Origin of the sequence: Streptomyces sp. AC550_RSS872, from assembly GCF_019049285.1 — a bacterium.
GTDB lineage: Bacteria > Actinomycetota > Actinomycetes > Streptomycetales > Streptomycetaceae > Streptomyces.
Map to the genome: position 1 here is coordinate 25079 of NZ_JAGMUL010000014.1, position 23210 is coordinate 48288.

A 23210-nucleotide genomic window follows, 5' to 3' on the forward strand; every position below is an offset into this window, starting at 1 on the left:
TGATGACGACTTCAATCTCCTGGGGTGAACCGGGCCTGGTCTACTTGTTCGGTCCTTGGTCTGGATAAGCCCGGACAAGAGTGGGGTTGTTCGCCGAGCAGGAGGATTGCGTGACCGGTGAGGGCCGACGGACCCGTCCATGGGGGCCGCTAAAAGGGCCGTCCAATGAAGCGAACGCTGTGGCTCAGGTACTGAGGCAGTGGCTGGATGGGGCGGGCATGCGGGTGGACGACGTTCTGCGGAAGCTGACGTCAGAGCACTTCACCGACGGACGAATCCCCAGCCGATCGACAGTGAGCGAGCGTCTGGCGGGTGTCGGGTTGCGGCATGACTTTGTCGAGGCCCTGGCAGACATCTGCTCGAAGAACGCTGCGGGCAGGGATCGGCTTCTTGCCGAGGCAGAGGCTGCCCGGCAGCACGCGGGCAGGGCTTCCAGTAGTACAGGAACTGGCAACTCCGCGGTTGAAGCAGAGCTGGTGATCGTGCAGCAGAGATCGCTTGCGGTCTCCGACAAGCTGGTACGGGCGATGGAACGTGCGTCCCAGTTGGAGCGCGAGCGCAATGACGCCAACCAGATGGTGCTCGTGCTGCTGGCCATGGTGGACAAGCTGCACCGCGACGTGGCCACTCTGGCCCGGGAACGCGACCGTCTGCGCTCCTCCCGGTCCGTACACACTGAGCTGGAACAGGCGCATGAGCGCCTGTCGCGGAGTGAGCAGCAGCGGGTCACGGCGGAGGCCGAACTGGAGCGTGCTCGCGCCGAGCGTCAGAAGGCTGATCAACTCGCCGAAGAGGCAGGCGAACAAGTACGTCTCCTGAGGGAGGAACTCGAACGTCTCCGCGATGAGGGTTGTTCCGAACCGGACATGGATGACTCCGCACCCTTGCCGACCACGGCGCCCGATGTGCAGGACTCGTGGAACGGCACAGCCGACGACATCGATGTGGCGCTCATCAAGGCCGCGCGTCACCTGGATGACCGTGCCGACCGTCTCGATCAGCTCGCCGACGAGCTCCACTTGGACAACCCGCCGGACAACTCCTCCACCTCGGACGTCACGGCGGACAACTCCTCGGACGATGCCCAGGACTCCGAACGCGAGAACCCCGTGCTCCCCGCGGTGGAGCGAGGTCGCGTCTCATTCGAGGCATTCCGCCAAGTGCACTCGCCGGCATATCTGGACTGGGCGCACACGTACCTGGGCGACGCAGCCGATGCCGAGAACGCCGTCAACGCGGCGTTCGAGGAGCTGCTCAGACACTGGCCGGAGGTGCTGAAGACAGAAAGCGCGGCGGCATCTTCCTGGCAGGTGATGAAGCACCACACCCTCGGCCTTGCCCAGTCGCTCGGCCGACGCCACAGCCTCGTCGACTCGGCGGCCTTCCAGACCATCGCGCTGCGTGAGTCAGCGGATCCAGTCGGACAACTGGAAGAGACGCTCAGCCTCTTCCAGGCCATCGATGCCCTTCCCGAACGGCAGCGGGACCTTACCGTGCTGACCCGCCTCCACGGACGCTCGATCACCGAAGCTGCCCACCACCTCGGCGTCGGTCCGGCGACAGCACGACAGATCGACCGCCAGGCCCAGCGCGGCATACAGCGCTACCTGGGACTTACCGGGAAATAGCGGCGCGAGCGCCTATGCGATCAGCGACGGCGCCGGGAGCGAAACGATGAACCTGCCGTCCCGGCGAAGGGAATCGCGACCAGGTACTGACTGCCAAGTCGAACGGCAAGGGCAAGGGCAGCGACAACTGGACCGGGCCAACCGTCTCCTGGCAGCACGAGCGGACCCCCGAGCCCCCGAGCCCCCGAAAGCCCGCAACTCCGCATCAGACGGCGTCGCGACCACGTTCGCCGTGCGGTCGGTGGACAGGCGCCCCAGCAGAACGGATTCAGCACACATGAGGCCGGGAAACTCCGCGAACACGTGAGAACTATGGAGGGGTATTTTCCGGACGAGGCGCCATGCAACCGATGCTTCCGCAGGTCACACCCCACCCAAGGAAAACTCCTAAAGCGGGTGTCGCAGGTTCGAATCCTGCCGGGGGCACCGAGAAGCAGCAGGTCAGAGGCCCTGCCGTCCGATTGGGCGGCAGGGCCTCTTGATCTCGCAGCACACATGAGGCGTGCGCCTCGGGACTCTGATGCGAGCCATCGGTCCTGTGAACATCACCCTCCACATCGGCGGCCGCCCACGAGCCCGGTCTCGTAGGCGACGATCACGAGTTGGGCTCGGTCGCGCGCACGCAGCTTGGCGAGTAGCCGCCCGATGTGGGTTTTGACCGTGGCCAAGCTCAGGTGGAGGTGCTGTGCGATCTCCGTGTTGGACAGACCTCGCGCGATCAGGCCAAGGACCTCCAGCTCCCGGTCGGTGACCCCGTCCAGCGAGCGGCTGGGCGGGCGGGCAGGTTCTGGGCGGCGGGCGAACTCCGCGATCAGGCGGCGGGTCACCGAGGGGGCGAGCAGCGCCTCCCCTGAGGCGACGACACCGATGGCGGTGAGGACCTCGGCCGGCGGGGTGTCCTTGAGGAGGAAGCCCGCGGCGCCGGCGCGCAGGGCGGCGTAGACGTACTCGTCCAGGTCGAAGGTGGTGAGGATGAGGACGCGGACGCCGGACAGGGCCGGATCCGAGCAGATCTGCCGGGTCGCCTCGATGCCGTCGCAGTCCGGCATGCGTACGTCCATCAGCACGACGTCCGGCCGTCCGCTGCGGGCGAGTTCGACGGCCTGCGCTCCGTTCGCAGCCTCGCCCACGGCCGTCATGCCGGGCGTGTGGTCGACGAGGACCCGGAAGCTGCCGCGCACCATCGCCTGGTCGTCCACGATCAGTACCCGGACCGGAGTCACGTCGGTCATGTTGTTTGGTTCCCTTCGACGGGCAGGCGGACGGATACCGCGAAGCCGCCCTCGGGCCGTGGCCCCGCCTCGAAGCTGCCGCCGTACATCATCGCCCGCTCCCTCATCCCCAAGAGGCCATGACCGCCCGGTAGTTCGCGGACGGTCCTGCCGGGTACGGACGGTGGTCCCTCGTCCGCGACATCTATGCGGACCTCTCGCGCATTCGCCTCTACGATGACCTGGCAGCGGGTCGGGGCAGCGTGCCGGACCACGTTGGTGAGGGACTCCTGGACGATCCGGTAGATGGTCAGCTGTGTCCCCTCGGCCAGACCCTCCGTGGCGTGCACCGACAAGTCGACGTCCACGCCCGCCCTGTGTGCCTCGGCGGCGAGCGAGCCGATCCGGTCGAGATCCGGTACGGGTCCCAAGGGCGCGCCCTCGGTACGCAGCACGCCGAGCGTACGGCGCATCTCGGCCAGCGCAGAACGGCTCGTCTCCTCGATGACCTTGAGGGCGGCCCGCGCCTCCCCCGGGTCGGCCTCCGCCACATGCCCGGCAACGCCTGCCTTGACGGCGATCAGGCTGAGGTTGTGCGAGACGATGTCGTGCAGCTCGCGGGCGATCCGCAGACGCTCCTCGTCCAGTGCGCGTTCCGCCCGGCGCCGCTGTTCCCGGGCGCCCTCGGCCCGGCGGCCGCGCACGGTGAACCCCGCGCCCCAGGACCCGCCGATCACCAGGAGCACGAGCCCGGCCACCCCGACGGCGCCCTGCCAGTCTTCGGCGGGAGTGACCACCGCCTCGCCGAGGTAGACAGCACCGCACGCCACCGGCAGCGACACCGCGAGGGCGGGCACGGACCGGCGGGCAGGCTCGGCCAGTCCGACGAGGTAGGCCGCAAGCCCCGCGGCGGCGTATGGCTCACGGGGGATGTCGAGGAGCGATGCCGTAGCCAGGGCGGTCAGTACGGCCACGAGGACCGGGAGCGGCCAACGGCGGCGTACGGCGATCGGCAGGCCGACCGTGGCGGCGATCAGACAGCCGAGCCAAGGAGGCCCTGTGTAGGCGGGCTGGCCGTCGTCGGAAGTCATCCTGGCGAAGCCGACGTACACGGCGGTCAGGGCCAGGGCCGCAATGAGATCGAGGGCGTAGAGATGGCGCTGCCCCTTGGGCTTCATGGCCCGACCGTACCTGTACGCGTGCACTCAACCGGCCTGTCCCAGCAGCACCATCAGCCCGAGCGTCAGCAGGATCAGCGGCACCCAGCGCAGCACCGCCGACCGGCTGGGGCGGGGCGCTTCGCGCAGCAGCCCCAGGCCCAGCGGCACGAGTGCGGCGCACAGTCCGGCCAGGGCCACCAGCGACAGGGGGGTGGTCCCCTTGAGTACTCCGAGGGGCAGTGCCGCGGCGAGGCCGAGTGCGGCAGCGCGGACCGGGCCGAGCACCCGGGTGCGCCAGGCACCGAGGGCAAGGACCACCCACCCGGCGAGAATGGCGAAATTCAGCGTGGCGAAGACATGGAAGGCGCCGTAGCCGGCGGAGACCGCTTCGGTCGCGGCCCCGACTCCCTGGGAACGCACCAGCTGAAAGGCCAGATGGTCCACCCCCGCGTGGAAGGCGCGGGCGAACAGCCCGAACATCGCGAGGGCCCCGCCCCACAGACCCCAGCCGGCACTTCGCACCCCGATCCGTGCGGCCACCAACGCCACAGCGGGCCAGAGCAGCAGGCTGCCTGCGGCAAAGAGGCCATATGCGGTGGCCATCAGGGTGGGGTGCCGGTCGTACGCGGCGAGTTGGTCGGGGAAGAAGAAGTGGAAGCGGGCTCGCAGCAGCGCGCCGGTCAGCATCAGGAGTGGGCCGAGCACCATGGCGGCGCCGCCCACCCAACGTCCGGGGAAGCCGGTGGCCTCCCACCGCTCCACAGGCAGCGCGCCACGCAGTCGGACACCGATCGTTGTGACCGGGGTGGTCATGGATGTCGTCGGGTTCGTCATGCGGACGACGATGCCCTCGCCGTCCCTGCGGGGCGTCGAACCAGGAGCTGAACTGCGGGATCAGACCTGGGTATGACCCGTCGGGCCACCTGTACAGGCAGCGACTTTCGCTCGATGCATGAGCAATTGACGCCTTGCCAGGAAGGCATCCCTACGAAACGCGCTCAGCACACATAAGGCCGGGACAGCCCGCGAACACTTGAGAACTACCGAGGGGTGTTTCCCAAGGCCAGACACCCCAAAGCCGACGTTTTCGCAGGTCACAGCCCTACGCAAGGAAAACTCCTAGAGGGCGTCTGAAAAGCCCGTCAGCGGGCTGATCTTGCGATGCGCCGCACGAGGAGCATGACCATGACGAGGTAGATGGCATTCTCCGAGCAGACGCGAAGGTACTCGTAGTCCTTCGACAGGCGGCGGCACCGTCCCAGCCAGGCGAACGTCCGCTCTACCACCCAGCGCCGCGGGACCACCGCGAAGAGGGGCACTGCTGGAGGCGGTTCCCCCACCCGAGCCCAGGTCGAGCGGAATCCACCGTCGCGGCGCTGCACGACCTCCACGGTGAGGCCGGTGGCTTCCCGGGCCCAGGTGTGGAAGTCGGCGCCCCGGTAGCCCTGGTCCGCCCACACGTGCCGAAGGCGCGGGAAGGCATCGGCAGCCCGGGAGAACAGCACCACGGCGCCGTCGCGATCGCCGACGCTCGCCGGGCTCACGCAGGCCAGCAGGACGGTGCCGCGGGTGTCGACGAGCAGGTGGCGCTTGATGCCGCTGACCTTCTTGCCGCCGTCGTACCCGTGCAGGCCGCCACGCTCACTGGCCCGAACGCTCTGGCTGTCCACGATGGCCGCACTGGGCGTGGGATCACGGCCGAGCTGCACCCGCTCGCGTTCGCGCAGCGCCGTCAGCATCCGTTCCCACACGCCTTCTTGTTGCCATCGCCGCCAGTAGTAGTAGACCGTCTGCCACGGCGGCAGGTCATGCGGCAGCAGTCTCCAGGCACAGCCGGCCCGCAGCCAGTACGCCAACGCGTCGAGGATCTCCCGCCGCGTGTGTTTCGCCGGTCGCCCACCGGACTTGACCGCCGGAACCAACGGACGGAGGATCTCCCACTCCGGATCGGACAGATCCGTCGAGTAACGGGTACGCAGCCCGCACACCCCAGCCCCCGGAATTGCGCCACCGCCCCGCTACCAGGCAACTTGCCCGCTGACGGGCTTTTCAGACGCCCTCTAACTGGGGTTTCTCACCCAGGGAGGTTCTTACTCGGCCTCGGACTCCTCGTCCGGGGCCGTTTGCGTGAGCGGACGGGGAGTTGATCTCCGAAACTCCTCCCCGCGGTCTCGGTGTCGGGGTGCGTGATGGCGTTGGCCGCTCTCAGGACCACGCCGACGAACCCGTCCCCCAGCTGCAGGACGACGGCCCGCAGGAACCGCTCGTGGCGAAAGAACACGCCGACCGTTTCGACCACTGCCGCGCGGACGAGTTCGGTCGCGGGCAGGTCTGCCCATCGGCTGGTGTCGGCGAATACCCGCTCTCCGCGCGCAGGCTCTGGTGACGTCGCAGGACAGCAGCGCCGAATGTGCAGGGCACCCGTCACCAGGACGTCGAGGAGCCGCACCCGTCGGCTGCGGTGGGGCGCGGCTCCTCGACGTGAAACGTTGCCGCCGCATGTGCGGCAACTGGTCTCAGTGTTCAGGCGGTGAAGGAGGTCTCGGCGGGGACCTGGGCCGCCGTTTCCGCGGAGGCTCCGCGCGGGGGCAGGCCGTGGCGCTTGCGGAAGTACGTGGAGAAGTCCTCGTCGAGACGGCGGATACCGTCGGACCGGTCGCGGCGTTCCTGCCGTGTCTGTGCCTCCATCGCTTCCTGGTAGTTGGTCGTGGGATCCGGCAGTAGGGTCTGCTGGATGCGCAGGCCCAGTCCCGTGGTCTTCAGGAGCAGGGCCCGGACAGGTGCGGGGGGCGGGGTCAAGCCGTGGACCCGCCAGGTGGTCGGGTGCATCGTCGACGTGGCCAGAGCGCGGGCCAGGCCGTGCAGTGGCCTGGGGAAGTTCCGGTAGGCGAACTGGTCCAGGATGGCCAGCGTGACCCAGCGGCCCTCCTCGTTCTCAGGCCAGGGCCGGTTCTCGAACTCGTCCACGAAGGCCATCAGGGAGTCCCAGTCCGCAGGCATGTCCATGATCGTGTTGCCGTGCTCGTCGGTGAAGAGCTTGGACATCTCGAGCCAGAAACGGTGCGCGGCGATCTTCTGCTTCTCGGTGTACCCGGGCAGCCCCAGTTTGAGGTTGAAGCGATGCAGGGCTGCGGCGCTGAAGCAGAGGGTGTAGACGTAGTCGTCCATGTGGGCGAAGTTGCCCGGATAACGCTTGGCGTGGAAGGCGTGCAGCTTGTTGATGCCCTCCACCGACTTCTGTGTTTTGGGGTGGTGCGGGCCGTAGTGCCACCAGAGGAGATTGTTGCGGACAGTGTCCTCCACGCGCTGCGTGGCCCGCTCGACCACCTTGCCGTCCCCCTTGTTCCACAGCGGCTGAGCCCCGTGCCGGGGGACGTAGAAGTGCGGGAACAGGTGGGTGTAGACCAGGTTCAGTGCGAAGTCCGTCAGGCCGTAGGTGCTCGTCAGGCGCCAGATCTCCACGTAGTCGGTCTCCGGATCCAGCTGTTCGACCCGCTGGGCGATCCACCTGCGCGGCTGCTTCATGATCGTGTCCTTTCCGGGTCTTTCATCCCGTGCACGCCACCCTTCCGGCAGCCAGTGCCGCAGGCATCGGTTGCCGGGGCCAAGGTCTGGACGGGCCCCTGTACGCGGCGTACAGGAGCGCGCGGAGGGGCTGCGTGCGAGGCGCCCGCTGAACCTCGCAGGGCCTCGCACGGCGTTCGCCCGGGTCGGTCAGAGGTAGACGGTCTGGAGTTGCAGGTATCCGGCAAGCCCCTCGGGGCCGAACTCGCGGCCCATGCCGCTGGCCTTGATGCCGCCGAACGGTGCGGCGGGGTCGGGGAGGTAGTGGTTGACGCCGATGGTGCCGGTGTGGACGCGGCGGGCGACAGCCGCGCCACGCTCGGGGTCGGAGGTCCAGACGGTGCCACCGAGGCCGTAGTCGGAGTCGTTGGCGATGCTGACGGCGTGATCGACGTCGTCGTAGGCGATGACGGAGAGGACCGGGCCGAAGATCTCCTCGCGGGCGATGGTGGCGTTGTTGTCGACGTCGGCGAAGACGGTCGGCTGGACGAACCAGCCCTTGTCCCGGTCCGCGGGACGTCCGCCGCCGGTCGTGACGCGGCCGCCCTCGGCCTGGCCCTTGGCGATGCAGGACTCCACGCGGTCGCGGTGAAGCGCCGTGGCCATCGGGCCGATCCGGGTGGCCTCCGAGAGCGCGTCGCCGATCGTGAGGGACTCGACGAGCGCGGTGAAGGTGTCCACGACCTCGCTGTAACGACTGCGCGGGGCGAGGACGCGGGTGCCGAGGAAGCAGGTCTGGCCGTTGTTGAGGAGGGTGGCGGAGAACAGGTCCTGGCCGATCTTCGCCAGGTCCAGGTCCGCGTCGTCCAGGACGATCGCCGCGGACTTGCCGCCGAGCTCCAGGCTGACCGGCCGCAGCAGACGTCCGCAGGTCTCGGCGATGGCGCGGCCGGCGGCAGTGGAGCCGGTGAAGGCCACCTTGTCCACACCGGGGTGGGCGACCAAGTAGGCGCCGACCTCCCGGCCCGCGGGGACGATGTTGAGGACGCCGGCCGGCACCCCGGCGTCCTCCGCGGCCTCGGCCAGCAGGAAGGCGTCGAGCACGGTCTCCGGGGACGGTTTGAGGACGAGTGTGCAACCTGCCGCCATCGCTGGCGCGATCTTGAGCATGGACAGTGTCTGCGGGAAGTTCCACGGAGCGATGGCCGCCACCACCCCGATCGGGTTCTTGCGGACTTCCACGGATCCGCCGAGCAGCGCCGTGCGCGTCTCGCTCGTCTCCAGGCCGCGCGCCAGCTGTGCGTAGTAGCGCAGGATCGCGACCGGGAAGTCGGCCTCCAACTGCCGTGAGACCACGACCGGCATGCCGTTCTGGCTGCTGACGCGCTCCGCGAAGCCGTCTGCGCGCTGCTCCATCGCATGGGCCAGCCGCTCCATGGCCTCGGCACGCCGGGCCGGCTCCCAACTGGCCCAGCCGCCGGGCTCGTCGAACGCGTGGCGGGCGGCGGCCACGGCCGCGTCGATGTCCGTCTCAGCGCCCTCGGGCACGTGGCCCAGCGGTTCCTCGGTGCTGGCGTTGACCGGCACGATCGTGCGGTCCGTGCTGGGCGCGGCCCACGTCCCGCCGATGTAGAGAGTGTCGTAACGCAGGTCCATGATCTGTCTCTTCCGGTGTGAAGGGGTCCGCCCGTGCGGCCACAGTGCGGTGCGCAAAGACGCGCAGCCGTGGGCGGATCGGGGAGGAGAAGCGCCAGGTGTACGGGGGCGTGAAAGCGATGTTTCCGGCGCGCACCTGGAGAACCTCACGATGAGGCGGGGCGACAGCGAGGGGATTGGGCCCGCCATCCAAAGATGGGACGACTCGTTGTACGCCCGGTACAGAATTCCGCCGATCCTTACCCCGCTTTGTTTCCAGGGGTTGACGCGCCTGTCGCATCGACGACCAATAGCCGTAACGGCACGAACTTTCGTGTCACGGACCCTCAGGCGAAGGCGGGCGGCGAGCGGATGTGCGTATGCGTGTCGCGGGTCATGGGCGGCAGCGTCACCATCGACACCGGTATGCGGCCCGACCCTGAACGCCGTACGGAACGGGTGACGGCACTGTGACGCGGCAAGGCCCCCGGCTTCCCCCGCAGCCGGCCCGCTACTCTGCCGCGGACCGGGGCGTCGCGGGCGGCGAACACCGAAGGGAGCGGTGCGAGGTGGTGCAGGGGTCGGCAGGCGCGCTCCCGGACGAGGCGGTCTTCGCCGCGGGCAGCCTGTTGCGCACAGCCCAGCAGGTCCACGACAGGCTCTGGCAGGAGTTGGTGCCCGACGGGTTCACCTCGCCGCAGTTCGCCGTACTGCACCGGCTGCGGATGCGTCCGGGCGTCGACCAGCGCACCCTGGGCGAGGCGCTGAGCCTGGACAAGGCCACCGTCGCGGAGCTGGTGGCCCGGATGGAACAGGCGGGCCTGGTCGCCCGCGAGCGCACTGTCGCCGATGCCCGCCGCAATGCCGTGCGGCTCACCGGCGAAGGACAAACCGCGTTCACGTATCTGGCACCCTGGGTCGCCCAGGTACAGCTGCGGTTGACCACGGACCTGAGGCCCGAGGAGACCGACCGGCTGCTGCATCTGCTGCGAACGGTCGCCGGTGTCGCTCCCGCCGCCTGGACCTCCACGGCGTCCGGCGCGGTGCTGGTCGGTCTGCCCGCCGACCCCGCGCACATCCCCGGCCACCTGATCCGGGCCGCTCAGCAGCGGCACACCCGCTACTGGGCAGATGCCGTGGGACTTCGGCTGACCTCGCCTCAGTACGGCGTGCTCTACCGGCTCGCCCGCGAACCGGGCATCGACCAGACGACCCTCGCCGAACGGGTGGCCCTGGCCAAAGCGCCGGCGGGCGAGATCGTCAAGCGTCTGATCGCCCGCGGTGAGGTACGGCGCGAGCCGGACCCGCAGGACGGCCGTCGCAAGCTGCTCACCCTGACGGACGAAGGACTGCGAGTGCTGTACGAAGTGATGCCCGCTGTCCTGGACGTCCAGCGCAGGCTGACACAGGACCTCACAGACGACGAGCGGGCCGAACTGCTCGCACTGCTCCACCGGATGGGCGCAGCGTAGAGCGCTCCGTGCGAGGAGCATGCGGCCACTCCAAGAATTTAGTAACTGCACGAACTAGCAGGAACTAAGAATCGCCAAGAAAGGGAGATGCAGACATGGCAACATGTCGGTTCGAAGCGCCCGATGACGCTGCTCTGGATGCCCTGTACGAAGACATCGCCCACACGGATCTCCAGCCCTTGTGGGAATTGAGCGGGCTGCTCACCCCGACCCCGAAGGTGAAGGCCGTGCCCCACCGCTGGCGCGGCAAGGAACTGCGTGAGCTCGGCGAGCGGGCCGGAGAGCTGGTGCCGGTCGACCGGGGTGGCGACCGCCGGGTGCTGTCGCTGAGCAACCCGGGCCTGGGAGGTGCCCCCTACGCCACCTCCACGCTGTGGGGCGCCGTGCAGTACCTCGGCCCCGGCGAGACCGCTCCCGCACACCGCCACACACCGGCCGCGCTGCGATTCGTACTGGAGGGCGAGGGCGTGTGGACCCTCGTGGACGGCGACCCACTGCACATGTCCGCAGGGGACCTGGTCCTCACGCCGAGCTGGACCTGGCACGAGCACCACAACCCCGGTGACACGTCGATGACGTGGTTCGACGCGCTGGACCTGCCGCTCGTCGAGGCGCTGGACGCGGTGTTCTTCGAGCCGGGCTTCGAACCGGGCGAGGGGCGTACGGTCCCGTCCGCGACCGCCGGGCGCTCCGCCTCCGAGCGCCGGTTCGGCGGCGGTCCAGGCCTGCTTCCCGGCGGTTCCACCGCGCCGGCCCCGGCACACTCCCCGCTGTTGCGCTACCAGTGGGCGGACACCGACCGTGCCCTCACCGACCAGCTGGCCGAAGCGGGTTCGAAGGCCGAGCGGACAGGTCACGCTCACGTCCGCTTCGCCGACCCCACCAACGGGCGGGACGTGATGCCCACCATGCGCTGCGAGATGCACCGCTACCTGCCCGGGCACGCCGCGTCGGCCGAGCGGCGCACCGGCTCGGCGCTGGTCGCGGTCTTCCGCGGCGCGGGCGCCGTCGAGCTGGACGGCGTCCCGCACGCCCTCGCCCCGGGCGACCTCATCGCCATCCCGTCCTGGACCTCCGTACGCGTCCTCGCCGACGAGTCCATGGACCTGTTCTCGGTCAGCGACGCCCCCGTTCTGGAGGCCCTGTCCCTGTTTCGGGCCGAGACCGACGCCGGTTGAGCCCGCTGCCCGCCCCTGTCCCGACTTGTCACCGACGTCTCGCCAACCCAGCCAGGAGATTCTCATGCGCATCGCCCGCTTCGACGACGACCGTATCGGCATCGTCGTCCACGACCGCGTCCTCGACGTCACCGACCAGATCACCGCTCAGCTCGACGCGTCCCCGTACCGGGCCCCCTTCAGCCTCACCCGCCGGCTGATCACCCACTTCACCACCGTACGGCCGCTTTTGGAGCAGCTGGTGGCCGAGCTCGGCCCGGACGCGGGCCACCCGTTGGAGGACGTGCGGCTGCTGGCCCCGGTGGCCGACCCGACGAAGATCGTCGCGGCGCCGGTCAACTACCGCGACCACCAGTCCGAGATGAACGAGGCCTTCCACATCAGTTCCCTCGGCTTCTTCCTCAAGTCGCCGTCCTCGATCCTCGACCCCGGCGGCACGGTCCGCCTGCCCTACACCGACCGGCGTTTCGACCACGAGGCCGAGTTCGCGCTCATTGTCGGCCGCCGCGCCGGCCACATCACCCCGGAGCAGGCTCTGGACCATGTCTTCGGCTACACCGGCCTGATGGACATCACTATGCGCGGCGGCGAGGACCGCTCCACCCGTAAGTCCTTCGACACCTTCACCCCCATGGGGCCCTGGATCGTCACCCCGGACGAGCTCAGCTCGCCCGAGAACGTGGACCTGGAGCTGACCGTCAACGGCGAGCTCCGGCAGAAGGCCAACACCCAGGACCTGATCTGGTCCGCGGCGCGCTTCCTCGCCTACGCCTCCACCGTCACCGTGCTGGAACCCGGTGACGTGGTCACGACGGGCACCCCCGCCGGCGTCGCCCCGATCGAGGACGGCGACAGCGTCGAGCTGACCGTGGACCGCATCGGGCGCCTGTCCGTGGAGGTGTCCGCCGAGGGTGCGGTGCCCTGCCCGACCGGAGGAGCCGGTCGTGGTCCTGTGCCGCCGCCCGCCCCCGAGCGCAGCAAGTGACCTGCGCCTTCTGAGACGTAGGGCCTGTGCCGTCACAGACGTACGGCCTATGCCGTCCAAGACCTACGGAGACACCATGACGACCCACCACATCGAGCGCACCGGGCTGCTCGTCATCGGCGGCGGCATCGGCGGAATGGGCACCGCGCTCGCCGCCGCCCGCGCCGGGCGGCCGGTCCGGCTGCTGGAACGCGCACCTGCCTTCACCGAGATCGGCGCCGGCCTCCAGGTCGGCCCCAACGCCATCCGGGTCCTGATGAACCTGGGCCTGTACGAGCGCATCGAGGAGGTCGCGGTCTTCCCCAGGCGCGGCGTCTTCATGGACGCCCTCACCGGGAAGTACCTGACCTCGCTCGATTTCGGTCCCGCCTTCCGGGAGCGCTACCAGGCGCCGTATGCGGTGATGCACCGCAGCGACCTGCTCGACATCCTGCTCGACGCCTGTCGGGCCGACGACCGAATCGTCCTGGAGAACGGCAAGGAGGTCGTAGCCGTTCGGGAACTCGACGGCGACATCGTGCGGGTCGAGTGCGCCGACAAAAGCGCCTACGAAGCGGATGCGGTGATCGGCGCCGATGGCCTCAACTCCCGTGTGCGGGGGCTGATCGCCGACGACGAGCCTGTGTGTTCCGGGTACGCCGCCTACCGCGGCACCATGCCCGTGGGTGACCTCGGCTCGGGGATCGACGGTGACAGCGTGGTGTTGTGGATCGGGCCCGGCATGCACATGATCCAGTATCCGATCCGGCGCGGCGAGCTGTACAACACAGTCGCCGTCTTCCACAGCGACTCCTTCCAGCAGGGCAAGGACGACTGGGGCGGCCCCGAGGAACTGGACGCCCGCTTCGCCACCGCGTGCGACGAAGTGCGCCGCGGCGTGGCGCTCGTCGACCGGAGCCGGCACTGGAAGACCTACGACCGGGAACCCCTCGACCGCTGGACCACCGGCCGGGTGGCCCTCCTCGGCGACGCGGCCCACCCCATGCTCCAGTACCTCGGGCAGGGCGCCTGCCAGGCCCTGGAGGACGCCGAAGCCCTCGGCCGCGGGCTCGCCGAGCATGGTGACGACTTCACCAAGGTCTTCGCCGCGTACGAGCAGGGGCGGATACCTCGGGCCACCCGCTGCCAGACCACGGCCCGCACCTGGGGCGAGATCTGGCACACCGACGGCGTCGGCAGGACGTTGCGCAACCACATCCTCACCAGCCGCGCCGCCGACGACTACACCCACACGGACTGGCTGTACCTCCCGGCCTCCGAATGATCCCCATACGATGACCACCCCAGATCCGCAGCACATTTGACCTGGGAAGAAGCGAGGGAATGCCGTGCGGAAGCCAGCTGCCGGTGACATCGCCGCCGCGATCGCGGCACTCAGTCCCGGGCCGCGTCCCAGGGCCGCATCGGCTCGTGCCGCCCTGGGCACGGACGCCCTGGAGGAGGCCACTCGTGTCCTGGGCCCGGGGCCCGTGGCCTGGGCCGTCGAATGGGGCGCCCGCGCTCTGGGGACGGTCGTCCTGAAGGAGTCGGAGCGTACCGACCTGCCGGTCCAGGCGATCCACCGCTCCTGCGAGGCCCTGCTGCTGGAGATCCTGGCCAGACTCGCCGGCCACGACTTCCAGCCCGATGTCACCGACACCTACCGGCAGATCGCGGCCTCCGCCGCCGAGCAGGCGGTTCCTTTCGACACGGTCGTCCGCAGCATGCGCGCATGCCAGCGGCTCTGGCTGGAGCAGTTGCTGGCCCGCATGGGGCCCACCCTGCCCGCCGAGGCTCTGGCCGCCGTACCGCTGACGGTCGCCGAGGTCATGGACAGCACCATCACCTTGGTGGTCGGGGACTACCTGGCCGAACGCGAGCGCCTCGCCGAGGGCAGGGCGGCCTGGCAGCGGGCCACCGTCCAGGCCATCCTCGACCGTCGCCCTCTCGACATCGACCGCGCCGAGCGGGACCTCGGCCTCACCCTCGGCCACCACCACACGGGCATCGTGCTGTGGCGGCCCGGTGGAGCCACCGGCCCACGGCTGAACCGCGTGGCCGCCCAGTTCGCCGACCGGCTGCCCGGCGCCACCCTGCTCACGGTCACCGCTGAGGGAGACCGGCTCTGGGCCTGGCTGAGTCGCGCCCTGCGCCCGGGAGACCGGGAGCGGGAGGCTCTGGCCTCCGTACGGCCCGCGCTCGCCGGCACCCGCGCGGTCATCGGGCCGTCAGCACCCGGTACCGACGGATTTCGGCGCACCCACCTGCAGGCACTCGACACCGCACGCGTCGTCGAAGCCACGCCCACACCCGACGACGTCACCGACTGGCACACCGTCAGCCTGCCGGCCACGGTCTCCGCAGATCTGGAACGCGTGCGGTGGTACGTCCAGGAGACGCTCGGCCCTCTCGCCAAGGACGACCCGACCGCCGCCGAGCACCGGGCCACCCTCCTCAGCTATCTGGAAACCGGCCAGAGCCTGATCCGCACCGCCGAGGAGCAGCACGTGCACCGCAACACGATCGTCTACCGGATGCACCGCATCGAGGAGCTGCTGCCCGCTCCCCTCAGCGAACAGCGCCTGAAGATCCACCTCGCACTCCGCCTCGCCGTCCAGTACGGCGCCGGGACGTGGCACAGCCCCCAGGCCGACTGACATCGAACAGCCCCTGGCCGCCGTTCAATTCGAACGGGGGCCGCTTCCATGATCGACTGCCACATCCCCACCTGCCCCGGGGACGCGCCTCTCCCAGACCTGCATATTTCCGTCGGGAGGACGGCCCGAGCAGGGCGAGGCCTCGAGGAGGCGGCCAGGCCAAGCCTGACAGGGCCTGGCATACTCAAAGTATGGCAACGCGGAAGATCACCATCACTGTGCCAGAAGAGCTTGTGGAATCGATCAAGGAGCGCGTCGACGCGCGCGGGGTGTCCGGTTACATCGCGGCCGCCGCCGCTCATCAGGACGCCATGGACCGACTTCGCGAGTTGGCCGAACGCCTCGAGGAAGAGCACGGCACCGTGACAGACGACGAGCAGCAAGCAGCACTCGACCGCATCGCCGCCATCGACGGCTGGCACGACGAGCAGCGATCACACTCGGACGAGGCCGCGTGAGCCGCACCTCGCGAGCGAAGCTGCACCGGCCGCGACAGCGCGTCTTCGTGTTCGACTCCGAGGCTCTGTCCAAGGCGGTTCAGGGCGACCGGGAGATGGCTGCGCTGATCAAGACGGCTCCGCGGCTCGACATCCCGATCGTCACCTCGGCGCTCACGACCTTGGAGGCATGGGATCCACGCGAAACGTCGAGGCAGGCACTGTGGAACTGGACGCTGTCCCGGATCCGCATCGTGCACACGGACGATCAGGTGATCGCCATGGCGCGCGACATGCGGAAGACAGCTGGCCTACACGGGCACAAGTACGCCATCGACGCCATTCTGGCGGCTGTGGCCGGGCGGGAGGCCGTGCAGGGAGCTCAGGCAACAGTCTTCACCTCCGACACCGACGACATGAATCAACTCCTCGCGGGGCACCCCGTGCGAGTCGAGAAGGTCTGACGAAACGCCGCCCGCGCTGCACTCCGACCACTCGCCGGCTCCTCCGAGCAAACCATGCCCATGCCGGACAGCACCACCGGCACGTATCCAGCACATATGGGAGCGGGAAGCACTGTGAACACATGAGAACTGCGGGGAGTGTTTCCCCAGTCAGACGCCCTGCGGCCCACATCTCCGCAGGTCAGCGCCTCGTCCCGGGAAAAGTCCTAAAGCGGGTGTCGCAGGTTCGAATCCTGCCGCGACACAGCAAAATGCCTGGTCAGATGCCCTTCCGTCCATCGGACGGGAGGGCCTTCGTGCTCGCGGCACATATATGGCACACATACGGCTGTGGGCGGAGGTGGGGAGCTGTGCGAGATTCCTGCGAAAGACGAACTGGCCCGGCGCCGGTACGAGAGGCTGGTCGCCCGGCTTGAGTCGCTGATGCTGGCCGCGCTGAGGCCGGAGTACGAGGGGTACTACGGGCAGCTGATCCTTGGCGCTGACGGTCTTGCGGAGATGGGCGAGCTCAAGGACGTCCGGCGTGCCGCCAGGGGGGCGGGACGGCGTCTGCTGGAAGACGACCACCCGCCTCGGCGGGAGGCTCTTCGTCCTCGACGAGCGCGAGGTGCCCGAGAGGATCGAGCGGTTGGCCGGGGATGCGGCCGCTGCTGCGATGGACCGGTTCCGGTACGAAAGCCGTGGGCTGCGTCTGACCTGATCCGAGGAAGACGCAAGGGGGCACCCCACCGCATCAGCGCGGTGGGGTGCTCCCTGCGGTAGGCCGGTGGTATGCGGTACGCGCAGGTTGGCGGGCTGACCGCCGAGAGGCGACGGCTTCGTGAGCGGATCGGGTACGTACGAGGCAGGTGAGCGGTTCGGCCGTGATGAGAGGACTGCGGTGATCGCTCTCGGGCCGGTGCCGGTGGCCGAGGACTGCCGTACTGTCGGAACCGCCGCCGGCCACCCCCGCGACCGCCTCCGGCTCGCCGCAACGGTCACTTCCACAGGGTCACAAGCAGCCGGTAGGGGGTGAGGCTGAGGGCTGCTACTTGGTACCGACCGTGCGCAGTGTGGCGAGCACCAGTGCCCGGGTGACGGTGACGATGTCGCTCACGCGGACCTGTTCCTGTGGACCGTGTGCGAGGCGTACGTCGCCGGGGCCGTACTGGAGCGTGGGGATGCCCGCCCCGGAGTACAGTCGCAGGTCGCTGCCGTAGGGGGCGCCTCGTTCGGAAGGTCGCGGGCCGCCGGTGACGTCGGCGTGCGCGTCGGCGACCTGGGCCGTAAGCGGATGCCCGGCCGGCAGCCGTCCGCTGGCGAACTGTCCGCCGGGCCACGTCACCGTGGCGGGGTGGGAGCGCAGCCAGGGGTCGGCCGCGCAGGCTTCGGCCACGCACGCCTCCAGTTCGGCGCGTGCCTGGGCCGGATCCTCGCCCAGCCGGACGCCCAGTCTTCCCTCGGCCACCAGCAGGTCGGGCACGCTGCTGGCCCAGTCGCCGGATTGGACGGTACCGACGGACAGCGGGTAGGGGATGGGGTATTCGGACATGAGCGGGTCGGCGCCGACGTTGCGGCGGGCTTCCAGGTGGGCGAGCGCGCGGTGGATGGGCAGGTAGGCGTCGATGGCGCTCACTCCCACGTATCTGGTGCTGCCGTGGGTGGCCCGGCCGGGTACTTGGATGCGAAAGGTCAGGGCGCCGGCGTTCGCGGTCATGACCGCGCCGCTGGTCGGTTCGGTGATGATGCAGGCGTCGCCGGTGTGGCCGCGTTGGAGGGTGCCGAACGCCCCGAGTCCGCCGTCCTCTTCGCTGACTACGAAATGCGCGGACACCTGGCCGCGCAGCCTTGCGCCCGCCTCCCGTATCGCGGCCAGGGCGGCGAGTATCGCCACCACCCCCGCCTTCATGTCGCACGCTCCACGTGCGTGCACCACGTCCCCGGTAACCCGAGGGCGGAAGGGGTCACCCTCCCAACGCGCCAGGTCTCCGGAAGGGACGACGTCGACGTGCCCCTGGAGGATCAGGGTCGGCCCGTCGCCCTGGGGCGCCGTGCCGCCCACCAGGCCCCACGCCTCGGTGCGCGGGGCCTCGCTGCCGGGAAAACGGGGATGGTCACGTAGCTCGGGCAGGTTCATGGACCACAGGTCGACATCGAGGTCCATCCGCTGAAGATGCCGGGCAAGGACGTGCTGAACCTCGGACTCCGCGGCGCTCCCCGTCACGCTCGGAACAGCGAGAAGTTCCAGCAGCAGCCGGGCGATGGCCGCCTCGTCCACCGCGGCCAGTGCCGAGGCTTCCACATCGCTCAGGCTTGCTGTCATCTCAACACTGCTCCCAGCACGTGACATCAGGACAAGCCGGAGACTATGTTCGGCGGATAACGCAAGCAATCGCCATTTGCTGCTGCCTGCTGTCGTTTTCTTGCAAAGTCAGGGGGCTGGTGGCCATTTCTTGCGCTGGGCCGCAGGTTCTGACGTCTGGAGTGAGGTCATGGACGCCATCGATCAAGCGATCATCCGGTACGTGCTGCACGACGGACGGGCTACGTACGCCCAGATCGGCAAGGCGGCCGGGCTCTCCGCGCCCGCCGCCAAGCGGCGTCTCGACCGCCTCGTGGCTACCGGAGCGATCCGCGGTTTCACCGCTCTCGTCGATCCTCAGGCGTTGGCCTGGCATACCGAGGCTTTCGTCGAGGTCTACTGCGCCGGCAATCCCACCCCCGCCGAACTGCGCCAAGCCCTGGAGGCCATCCCCGAGGTCGTCGAAGCCTGTACCGTCTCCGGCGCCGCCGACGCAGTCGTCCACATCCTCGCCGGCGACATCCCCCACCTGGAACAGGCCATCCAACGCGTGCGCGCCACCGCTCCTGTGGAACGGACCGAGAGCGCCATCGTGCTCTCCCGGCTGTTGAACCGGCCTCGTGTGTGATCGACACCGTGGGACCACCGCGAGTGCCGAGGCCGGCGTCCGCCGGCCTCGGGCCGACGCAGCGGACCGGTGGTCGCCTCGGTGGCTACCGCAGGCACACATCACGCGGCGTCTTCCTCCAGGGCGGCCACGGTCTCGGCGGCCTCACGGGCCCTCCGCTCAAGGCCGGGTTGGAGATCGGCTCGTGTAGCCTCCGGCGCATGTCTTCCGCGCTGGACCACGCGATAATCGACAGGATTGCGGCCGAGATCGACGATGAGCTGATCGGGATGCGCCGCGACATCCACCGGCATCCCGATCTTGCCGGTGCGGAGCGGCGCACATCAGCACTGGTCGCCGAGCGGCTTCGCGCCGCGGGTCTGGCCGTCGTAACCGGCGTGGGCGGCCATGGTGTGGTGGCGGTGCTCGACGGTGCGGGTGAGGGCCCGACCGTCGCCTACCGGGCCGACATGGACGCGGTCGACGACGACGAACTGTTCGACTGTGCCTTCGCCTCGCAGGTCCCCGGGGCGGCCCACCTGTGCGGCCACGACCTGCACACGGCGATCGGGGTGGGTATCGCCTTGGTCCTCGCACGGCTGCGGAAGCAGCTGAACGGCCGGGTCGCCTTCTTCTTCCAGCCGGCCGAGGAGACGTGCGAGGGCGCCCGGGCGATGATCGAGGACGGGGTCCTGGAGCGGACCGCGCCGCGGGAGATCTACGCGCTGCACTGCGGCCCCACTCCAGTCGGCACGTTCGCGGTCGGGCCGGGTCAGCCGGGGCAAGACCGCTTCCGGATCGAGCTGGCGGGGCCGGGCGCCGCCGACGACGCCAAGCGGCTCGTCGCCATGATCGACGGATTGTCGACTGTCGGGCGCCCGCAGACGCCCGGACAGCTCCAGCAGCTCATGGACGACATGCAGACCCCGGACGGCCCGCTGGCACGCTTTGTCTACGCCCTGTCCCATTCGAGCTCGGGCGATGATGGCGCGCGAGTGCACGCCTATCTGCGGGCCTGGCCGGAGAGCCGGTACGCCGAGATCCGTGAGGAGGTGCGGCGCTGGGTGGATGGGCTGCCCCGTGGGCGGGTGGAGTTCACCGAGCCTCCGTTGCCCGCCATGGTGTGCTCGCCGGAGCTCAACGCGGCGGCAGCCTCGTACCTGCGAGGCGCCCTCGGTGCGGACGCGGTCATGGAGTTGCACGCGGCGTATCCGTTCAACGGCGAGGACTTCGCGTACTTCCTGCACCAGGTGTCCGGAGCGATGTTCTACCTCGGCGTCGCCAACCCGGAAGCGGGCATCAACGGGGTCCCCCACTCCCCGGACTTCGCTGCCGACGAGCACGCGATCGGGATCGGGGTCCGCGCGATGGCGGGGTTCCTGTCACACCGTCTCGACGCCCTCGCCTGAGCTGCACCCGGTCGGCCGGGCAGCGCACCTCGCCAACGTGAGATGCAAAAATGCTCGCTGCCCGCGCAATGTCCTCGCGTGTGCCCATCGCATTCCCCTCCCTGGCCTGCACGTATGACAGGACTCACCCCCGTCCGGCGGATGGGCCCTGACGCGTCACACGCCCGGCTCGGCCCCGTCGGACACCGATGCCACCGGCAGCAGGTCACGAGTCCGAATGGACAGTACGGGCGGCCGGCGGCCGCCGTGAGTCGTGAGTCGTGAGTCGTGAGTCGTGAGTCGTCCTGGCATGGTCGATGCATGGGACGCACGCGAACGAGGGTGAGGACAGCCTGGACGAGGTTCGTGATTCGGGTTGTCGAGCAGCGGAGCTTGCGCAGGAGACGCCAGGACACGCCAGGGCTTGGGGGCGGCGATGGCCTGTTCGACCAGTGCCCGCACCTTCGCATGGGACCGATTGACAGCCTGCCGGCCGGTGGAAAGACGGTCCCACCGGCCGCGGTACGGGCGGCGGACCGTGCCACCCGCGCCCTGTTAGCCCTTGTCTGCCCAGCAGGTGATGCCGGCCTGGGCGAGGGCGTCGATGATGCCGTGCTCGCGTGCAGCCCGAATGTCATGGACGGCGCCGGCCAATCTCCCCGGCGTCTTCGTCCAGCGGATCGTGGAGCTCACCCCCGCTCAGGCCGCTGACAAACAGATCGAGAAGAGGACAGTACGAGCATGAGCACGACGATGGACACGCCCCGCGGCTGGACCCGCGACCAGATGGCCGCCCGCGCCGCCGCCGAACTCACCGACGGCTCCTACGTCAACCTCGGCAAGGCCTGCCCACACTCGTCCCCGGCCACCTCCCGCCCGGCGTGCAGGTGGTGCTGCACTCCGAGAACGGCTCCTCGGCACCGGCCGTTATCCGACCGCCGACGAGGTCGACCCGGATCTCATCAACGCGGGCAAGGAGACCGTCACCGTCCTGCCGGGAGCCTCGTTCTTCGACTCGACCCTGTCCTTCGGCATGATCCGCGGCGGTCACATAGACACCGCGGTGCTGGGCGCCATGCAGGTGCCGGAACGCGGTGACCTGGCCAACTGGATGATCCCCGGAAAGATGGTCAAGGGCATGGGCGGGGCGATGGACCTGGTCCACGGCGCCCGCCGGGTCATCGTCCTGATGGAGCACACCGCCAAGGACGGCAGCCCGAAGATCCTGACCGAGTGCACCCTGCCGCTCACCGGCGCACGGTGCGTCCACCGCGTCATCACCGACCTCGGCGTCCTCGACATCACGCCCGACGGCCTCGCCGTCGTCGAGACCGCACCCGGCATCCCCCTCGACGAGATCACCGCGAAGACGGCCGCGCGCCTGCGGACCGACGCCGTCATCGCCGCCTGCTGAACGCGGTCGTCCACGACCCCGCTCGCAGGTTCGGGCAGCGGCCCGTCACCACTGCCTCCATCACTGGCCAAAGGGGGCGCGCAAGGCGTCTTGAGCGCCCCCTGTTCCAGGTCCTTCTGGCTCCGCTTCGGTCGCCGGGCCGTACGGACGGCCTCGGTTCCTTTCGCCAAGCACTGCGCCGATCAGGCAACGGCTGATCGAACCTGAAATCGCGTCAGCTCCTCATGGACGGAGCAGGGAACTTTGGCGGGTTCGCCTCACGGGTGGTACGGCGTGTGGGTGATGGAGGAGATCCTGAGATAGCGGGCGCCGTCAGCGGTGGCCCAGGTGGAGGAGTCCGGGTTGCCGGGCCAGTCACCGCCGACCGCTATGTTGGCGATGAAGCGCAGGCCCGTTCCGGACGGGGCCCTGTACCAGGTGGTGCCCGTGATGACGCCGTCCACGGCGAAATCGATGTGGTCCGGGAACCAGCTGAACGAGTACGTGTGGTACGAGTTTGTCCAGCCGGAGGAGTTCGTCTTCGAGAACTGCTCCTGGACGTTATTGACGTCGTGGGACGTTTGGTAGACGACACCCGGGTTCTGTCCCACGATCTCAGCGGCGTCGAATTCGGGCAGCCACGGATTCAGGTACGCCGCCCATACCGCCGGCAACAGTCCCCGTCCGTTGGGCATGTTCGCGGTGAAGCTGTATGTGCCGTACCCGTACAGCGCCGTCGACTCCACACGGCCTGAGTGGTAGACCCCGCCCCCGGCGTTGTACGCCTTGATCACCAGAGTGTTGCCCTCGTACCAGACGCAGTCCGGCCGGTACGTCTGCAACTCGTTGTTGGCGGTCCACCTTGCGTTGATCTTGTTCCAGGAGTTCACGGTCACTGGGGTGCCCCAGGAAGCGGCCCGTGCGGTCTGCGCACCCAGCATCAGCGCGGGGGGCACGGCCAGTGCGGCACCGAGTATGCGTCTGCGGCTCGGCCTGGCGAGGTGGGGGGACATCGCGGCTCCATTGCTTGGATGAACGAAGGGGCGTGGGAGCGATCCCGCGCCCCACGTATCGCTGGACTGTAGGAGTCCGTTTGATCGTTGACAAGATGTGCCGCGTGGGCCGATGCATGCCTTTGGAAGTTGAACGAGCCCGGTGGGCAACCGGCCCTCCGACGATCGCGAGCCACCCGGTGATTCCAGTGGAGCCAAATGATCTTCCACGAGAGGGC

19 protein-coding genes and 3 pseudogenes are annotated in these 23210 nt (G+C 69.1%); 13 read left to right on the plus strand and 9 right to left on the minus strand.

Features of this window, described 5'->3' with window-relative positions; all coding sequences use genetic code 11:
• Positions 1–218: 218 nt before the first annotated feature.
• Positions 219–1628 (plus strand): RNA polymerase sigma factor, encoded by a 1410-nt coding sequence (locus KUM44_RS45055; protein WP_254389061.1) that lies wholly within the window; start codon positions 219–221, stop codon positions 1626–1628.
• A 545-nt stretch (positions 1629–2173) separates the two neighbouring features.
• Here the strand turns inward: KUM44_RS45055 and KUM44_RS05010 are convergent.
• From KUM44_RS05010 to KUM44_RS05035, 6 genes are all read right to left on the minus strand, one after another.
• On the minus strand, positions 2174–2860 hold the full coding sequence (locus KUM44_RS05010) for a response regulator transcription factor (protein WP_217206515.1): 687 nt from the start codon (positions 2858–2860) through the stop codon (positions 2174–2176).
• Positions 2857–4017, minus strand: a complete 1161-nt coding sequence (locus tag KUM44_RS05015; protein WP_217206517.1) for a sensor histidine kinase — start codon at positions 4015–4017, stop codon at positions 2857–2859. Before KUM44_RS05015 ends, KUM44_RS05010 begins: the two co-directional genes overlap by 4 nt.
• Before the next feature lie 27 nt (positions 4018–4044).
• Positions 4045–4833, minus strand: a complete 789-nt coding sequence (locus KUM44_RS45060) for a hypothetical protein (protein ID WP_254389062.1) — start codon at positions 4831–4833, stop codon at positions 4045–4047.
• 308 nt (positions 4834–5141) lie between these two features.
• Positions 5142–5987: an IS5 family transposase gene (locus KUM44_RS05025; RefSeq protein WP_217206518.1), complete on the minus strand. Its 846-nt coding sequence runs from the start codon at positions 5985–5987 to the stop codon at positions 5142–5144.
• 535 nt (positions 5988–6522) lie between these two features.
• A complete protein-coding gene (locus KUM44_RS05030; RefSeq protein ID WP_217206520.1) occupies positions 6523–7524 on the minus strand; it encodes a hypothetical protein in 1002 nt (333 codons plus the stop codon).
• Between the two features lie 189 nt (positions 7525–7713).
• Positions 7714–9159, minus strand: a complete 1446-nt coding sequence (locus KUM44_RS05035; protein WP_217206521.1) for an aldehyde dehydrogenase — start codon at positions 9157–9159, stop codon at positions 7714–7716.
• Between the two features lie 548 nt (positions 9160–9707).
• Here KUM44_RS05035 and KUM44_RS05040 point away from each other — a divergent pair.
• The 8 genes from KUM44_RS05040 to KUM44_RS45070 all read left to right on the plus strand — a co-directional run bounded on the left by KUM44_RS05040 (position 9708) and on the right by KUM44_RS45070 (position 17010).
• The gene (locus KUM44_RS05040) at positions 9708–10610 is read left to right on the plus strand and encodes a MarR family winged helix-turn-helix transcriptional regulator (RefSeq protein WP_217206522.1); all 903 of its coding nucleotides are present in this window, start codon (positions 9708–9710) and stop codon (positions 10608–10610) included.
• Positions 10611–10705: 95 nt separating this feature from the next.
• Positions 10706–11788, plus strand: coding sequence for a cupin domain-containing protein (locus KUM44_RS05045; protein ID WP_217206523.1), 1083 nt, complete (start codon positions 10706–10708; stop codon positions 11786–11788).
• A 64-nt stretch (positions 11789–11852) separates the two neighbouring features.
• Complete coding sequence (locus tag KUM44_RS05050) at positions 11853–12773, plus strand: fumarylacetoacetate hydrolase family protein (RefSeq protein WP_217206524.1); 921 nt, start codon at positions 11853–11855, stop codon at positions 12771–12773.
• Between the two features lie 76 nt (positions 12774–12849).
• Positions 12850–14037 carry an FAD-dependent monooxygenase gene (locus KUM44_RS05055; protein ID WP_217206525.1) on the plus strand — a complete coding sequence of 396 codons (1188 nt, stop codon included), beginning with the start codon at positions 12850–12852 and terminating at the stop codon, positions 14035–14037.
• A gap of 64 nt (positions 14038–14101) precedes the next feature.
• Complete coding sequence (locus KUM44_RS47105) at positions 14102–15409, plus strand: helix-turn-helix domain-containing protein (protein WP_217206527.1); 1308 nt, start codon at positions 14102–14104, stop codon at positions 15407–15409.
• A gap of 191 nt (positions 15410–15600) precedes the next feature.
• Positions 15601–15867, plus strand: a complete 267-nt coding sequence (locus KUM44_RS05065) for a hypothetical protein (RefSeq protein ID WP_217206528.1) — start codon at positions 15601–15603, stop codon at positions 15865–15867.
• Entirely contained in the window at positions 15864–16310 is a 447-nt protein-coding gene (locus tag KUM44_RS05070; protein WP_217206529.1) for a hypothetical protein, read from the plus strand. The genes KUM44_RS05065 and KUM44_RS05070 overlap by 4 nt, the downstream gene beginning before the upstream one ends.
• Before the next feature lie 523 nt (positions 16311–16833).
• Positions 16834–17010, plus strand: a complete 177-nt coding sequence (locus KUM44_RS45070; protein ID WP_254389063.1) for a hypothetical protein — start codon at positions 16834–16836, stop codon at positions 17008–17010.
• A 327-nt stretch (positions 17011–17337) separates the two neighbouring features.
• Here the strand turns inward: KUM44_RS45070 and KUM44_RS05080 are convergent, their stop codons facing one another.
• Positions 17338–18612: an ArgE/DapE family deacylase gene (locus tag KUM44_RS05080; RefSeq protein ID WP_254389064.1), complete on the minus strand. Its 1275-nt coding sequence runs from the start codon at positions 18610–18612 to the stop codon at positions 17338–17340.
• Between the two features lie 169 nt (positions 18613–18781).
• On the opposite strand from KUM44_RS05080, the gene KUM44_RS05085 reads away from it, so the two are divergent.
• Positions 18782–19219, plus strand: a complete 438-nt coding sequence (locus tag KUM44_RS05085; RefSeq protein ID WP_217206530.1) for an Lrp/AsnC family transcriptional regulator — start codon at positions 18782–18784, stop codon at positions 19217–19219.
• Between the two features lie 200 nt (positions 19220–19419).
• Positions 19420–20607: a M20 family metallopeptidase gene (locus tag KUM44_RS05090; RefSeq protein ID WP_217206531.1), complete on the plus strand. Its 1188-nt coding sequence runs from the start codon at positions 19420–19422 to the stop codon at positions 20605–20607.
• 317 nt (positions 20608–20924) lie between these two features.
• On the opposite strand, the pseudogene KUM44_RS05095 reads toward KUM44_RS05090, so the two are convergent.
• Positions 20925–21240 (minus strand): annotated as a pseudogene (locus tag KUM44_RS05095) (transposase family protein); the annotation flags it as partial.
• Here KUM44_RS05095 and KUM44_RS45075 point away from each other — a divergent pair.
• Positions 21239–21331, plus strand: a pseudogene (locus tag KUM44_RS45075) (succinyl-CoA--3-ketoacid-CoA transferase); the annotation flags it as partial. The pseudogenes KUM44_RS05095 and KUM44_RS45075 overlap by 2 nt on opposite strands.
• An 8-nt stretch (positions 21332–21339) precedes the next feature.
• Positions 21340–22000: pseudogene (locus KUM44_RS05100) on the plus strand (CoA transferase subunit B).
• Between the two features lie 257 nt (positions 22001–22257).
• Here KUM44_RS05100 and KUM44_RS05105 read toward each other — a convergent pair.
• The gene (locus KUM44_RS05105) at positions 22258–22992 is read right to left on the minus strand and encodes a family 16 glycosylhydrolase (protein ID WP_217206532.1); all 735 of its coding nucleotides are present in this window, start codon (positions 22990–22992) and stop codon (positions 22258–22260) included.
• Positions 22993–23210 lie beyond the last annotated feature (218 nt).

What these genes read in the sequence shown, in the direction of transcription:
- KUM44_RS05050 (WP_217206524.1), top strand. Translation starts at nt 11,853, where the DNA reads ATGCGCATCGCCCGCTTCGACGACGACCGTATCGGCATCGTCGTCCAC.
- KUM44_RS05105 (WP_217206532.1), bottom strand. Translation starts at nt 22,992, where the DNA reads ATGTCCCCCCACCTCGCCAGGCCGAGCCGCAGACGCATACTCGGTGCC.
- KUM44_RS05030 (WP_217206520.1), bottom strand. Translation starts at nt 7,524, where the DNA reads ATGAAGCAGCCGCGCAGGTGGATCGCCCAGCGGGTCGAACAGCTGGAT.
- KUM44_RS05045 (WP_217206523.1), top strand. Translation starts at nt 10,706, where the DNA reads ATGGCAACATGTCGGTTCGAAGCGCCCGATGACGCTGCTCTGGATGCC.
- KUM44_RS05085 (WP_217206530.1), top strand. Translation starts at nt 18,782, where the DNA reads ATGGACGCCATCGATCAAGCGATCATCCGGTACGTGCTGCACGACGGA.
- KUM44_RS45060 (WP_254389062.1), bottom strand. Translation starts at nt 4,833, where the DNA reads ATGACGAACCCGACGACATCCATGACCACCCCGGTCACAACGATCGGT.
- KUM44_RS05065 (WP_217206528.1), top strand. Translation starts at nt 15,601, where the DNA reads ATGGCAACGCGGAAGATCACCATCACTGTGCCAGAAGAGCTTGTGGAA.
- KUM44_RS45055 (WP_254389061.1), top strand. Translation starts at nt 219, where the DNA reads ATGCGGGTGGACGACGTTCTGCGGAAGCTGACGTCAGAGCACTTCACC.
- KUM44_RS05090 (WP_217206531.1), top strand. Translation starts at nt 19,420, where the DNA reads ATGTCTTCCGCGCTGGACCACGCGATAATCGACAGGATTGCGGCCGAG.
- KUM44_RS05055 (WP_217206525.1), top strand. Translation starts at nt 12,850, where the DNA reads ATGACGACCCACCACATCGAGCGCACCGGGCTGCTCGTCATCGGCGGC.
- KUM44_RS05010 (WP_217206515.1), bottom strand. Translation starts at nt 2,860, where the DNA reads ATGACCGACGTGACTCCGGTCCGGGTACTGATCGTGGACGACCAGGCG.
- KUM44_RS05035 (WP_217206521.1), bottom strand. Translation starts at nt 9,159, where the DNA reads ATGGACCTGCGTTACGACACTCTCTACATCGGCGGGACGTGGGCCGCG.
- KUM44_RS05015 (WP_217206517.1), bottom strand. Translation starts at nt 4,017, where the DNA reads ATGAAGCCCAAGGGGCAGCGCCATCTCTACGCCCTCGATCTCATTGCG.
- KUM44_RS05080 (WP_254389064.1), bottom strand. Translation starts at nt 18,612, where the DNA reads ATGACAGCAAGCCTGAGCGATGTGGAAGCCTCGGCACTGGCCGCGGTG.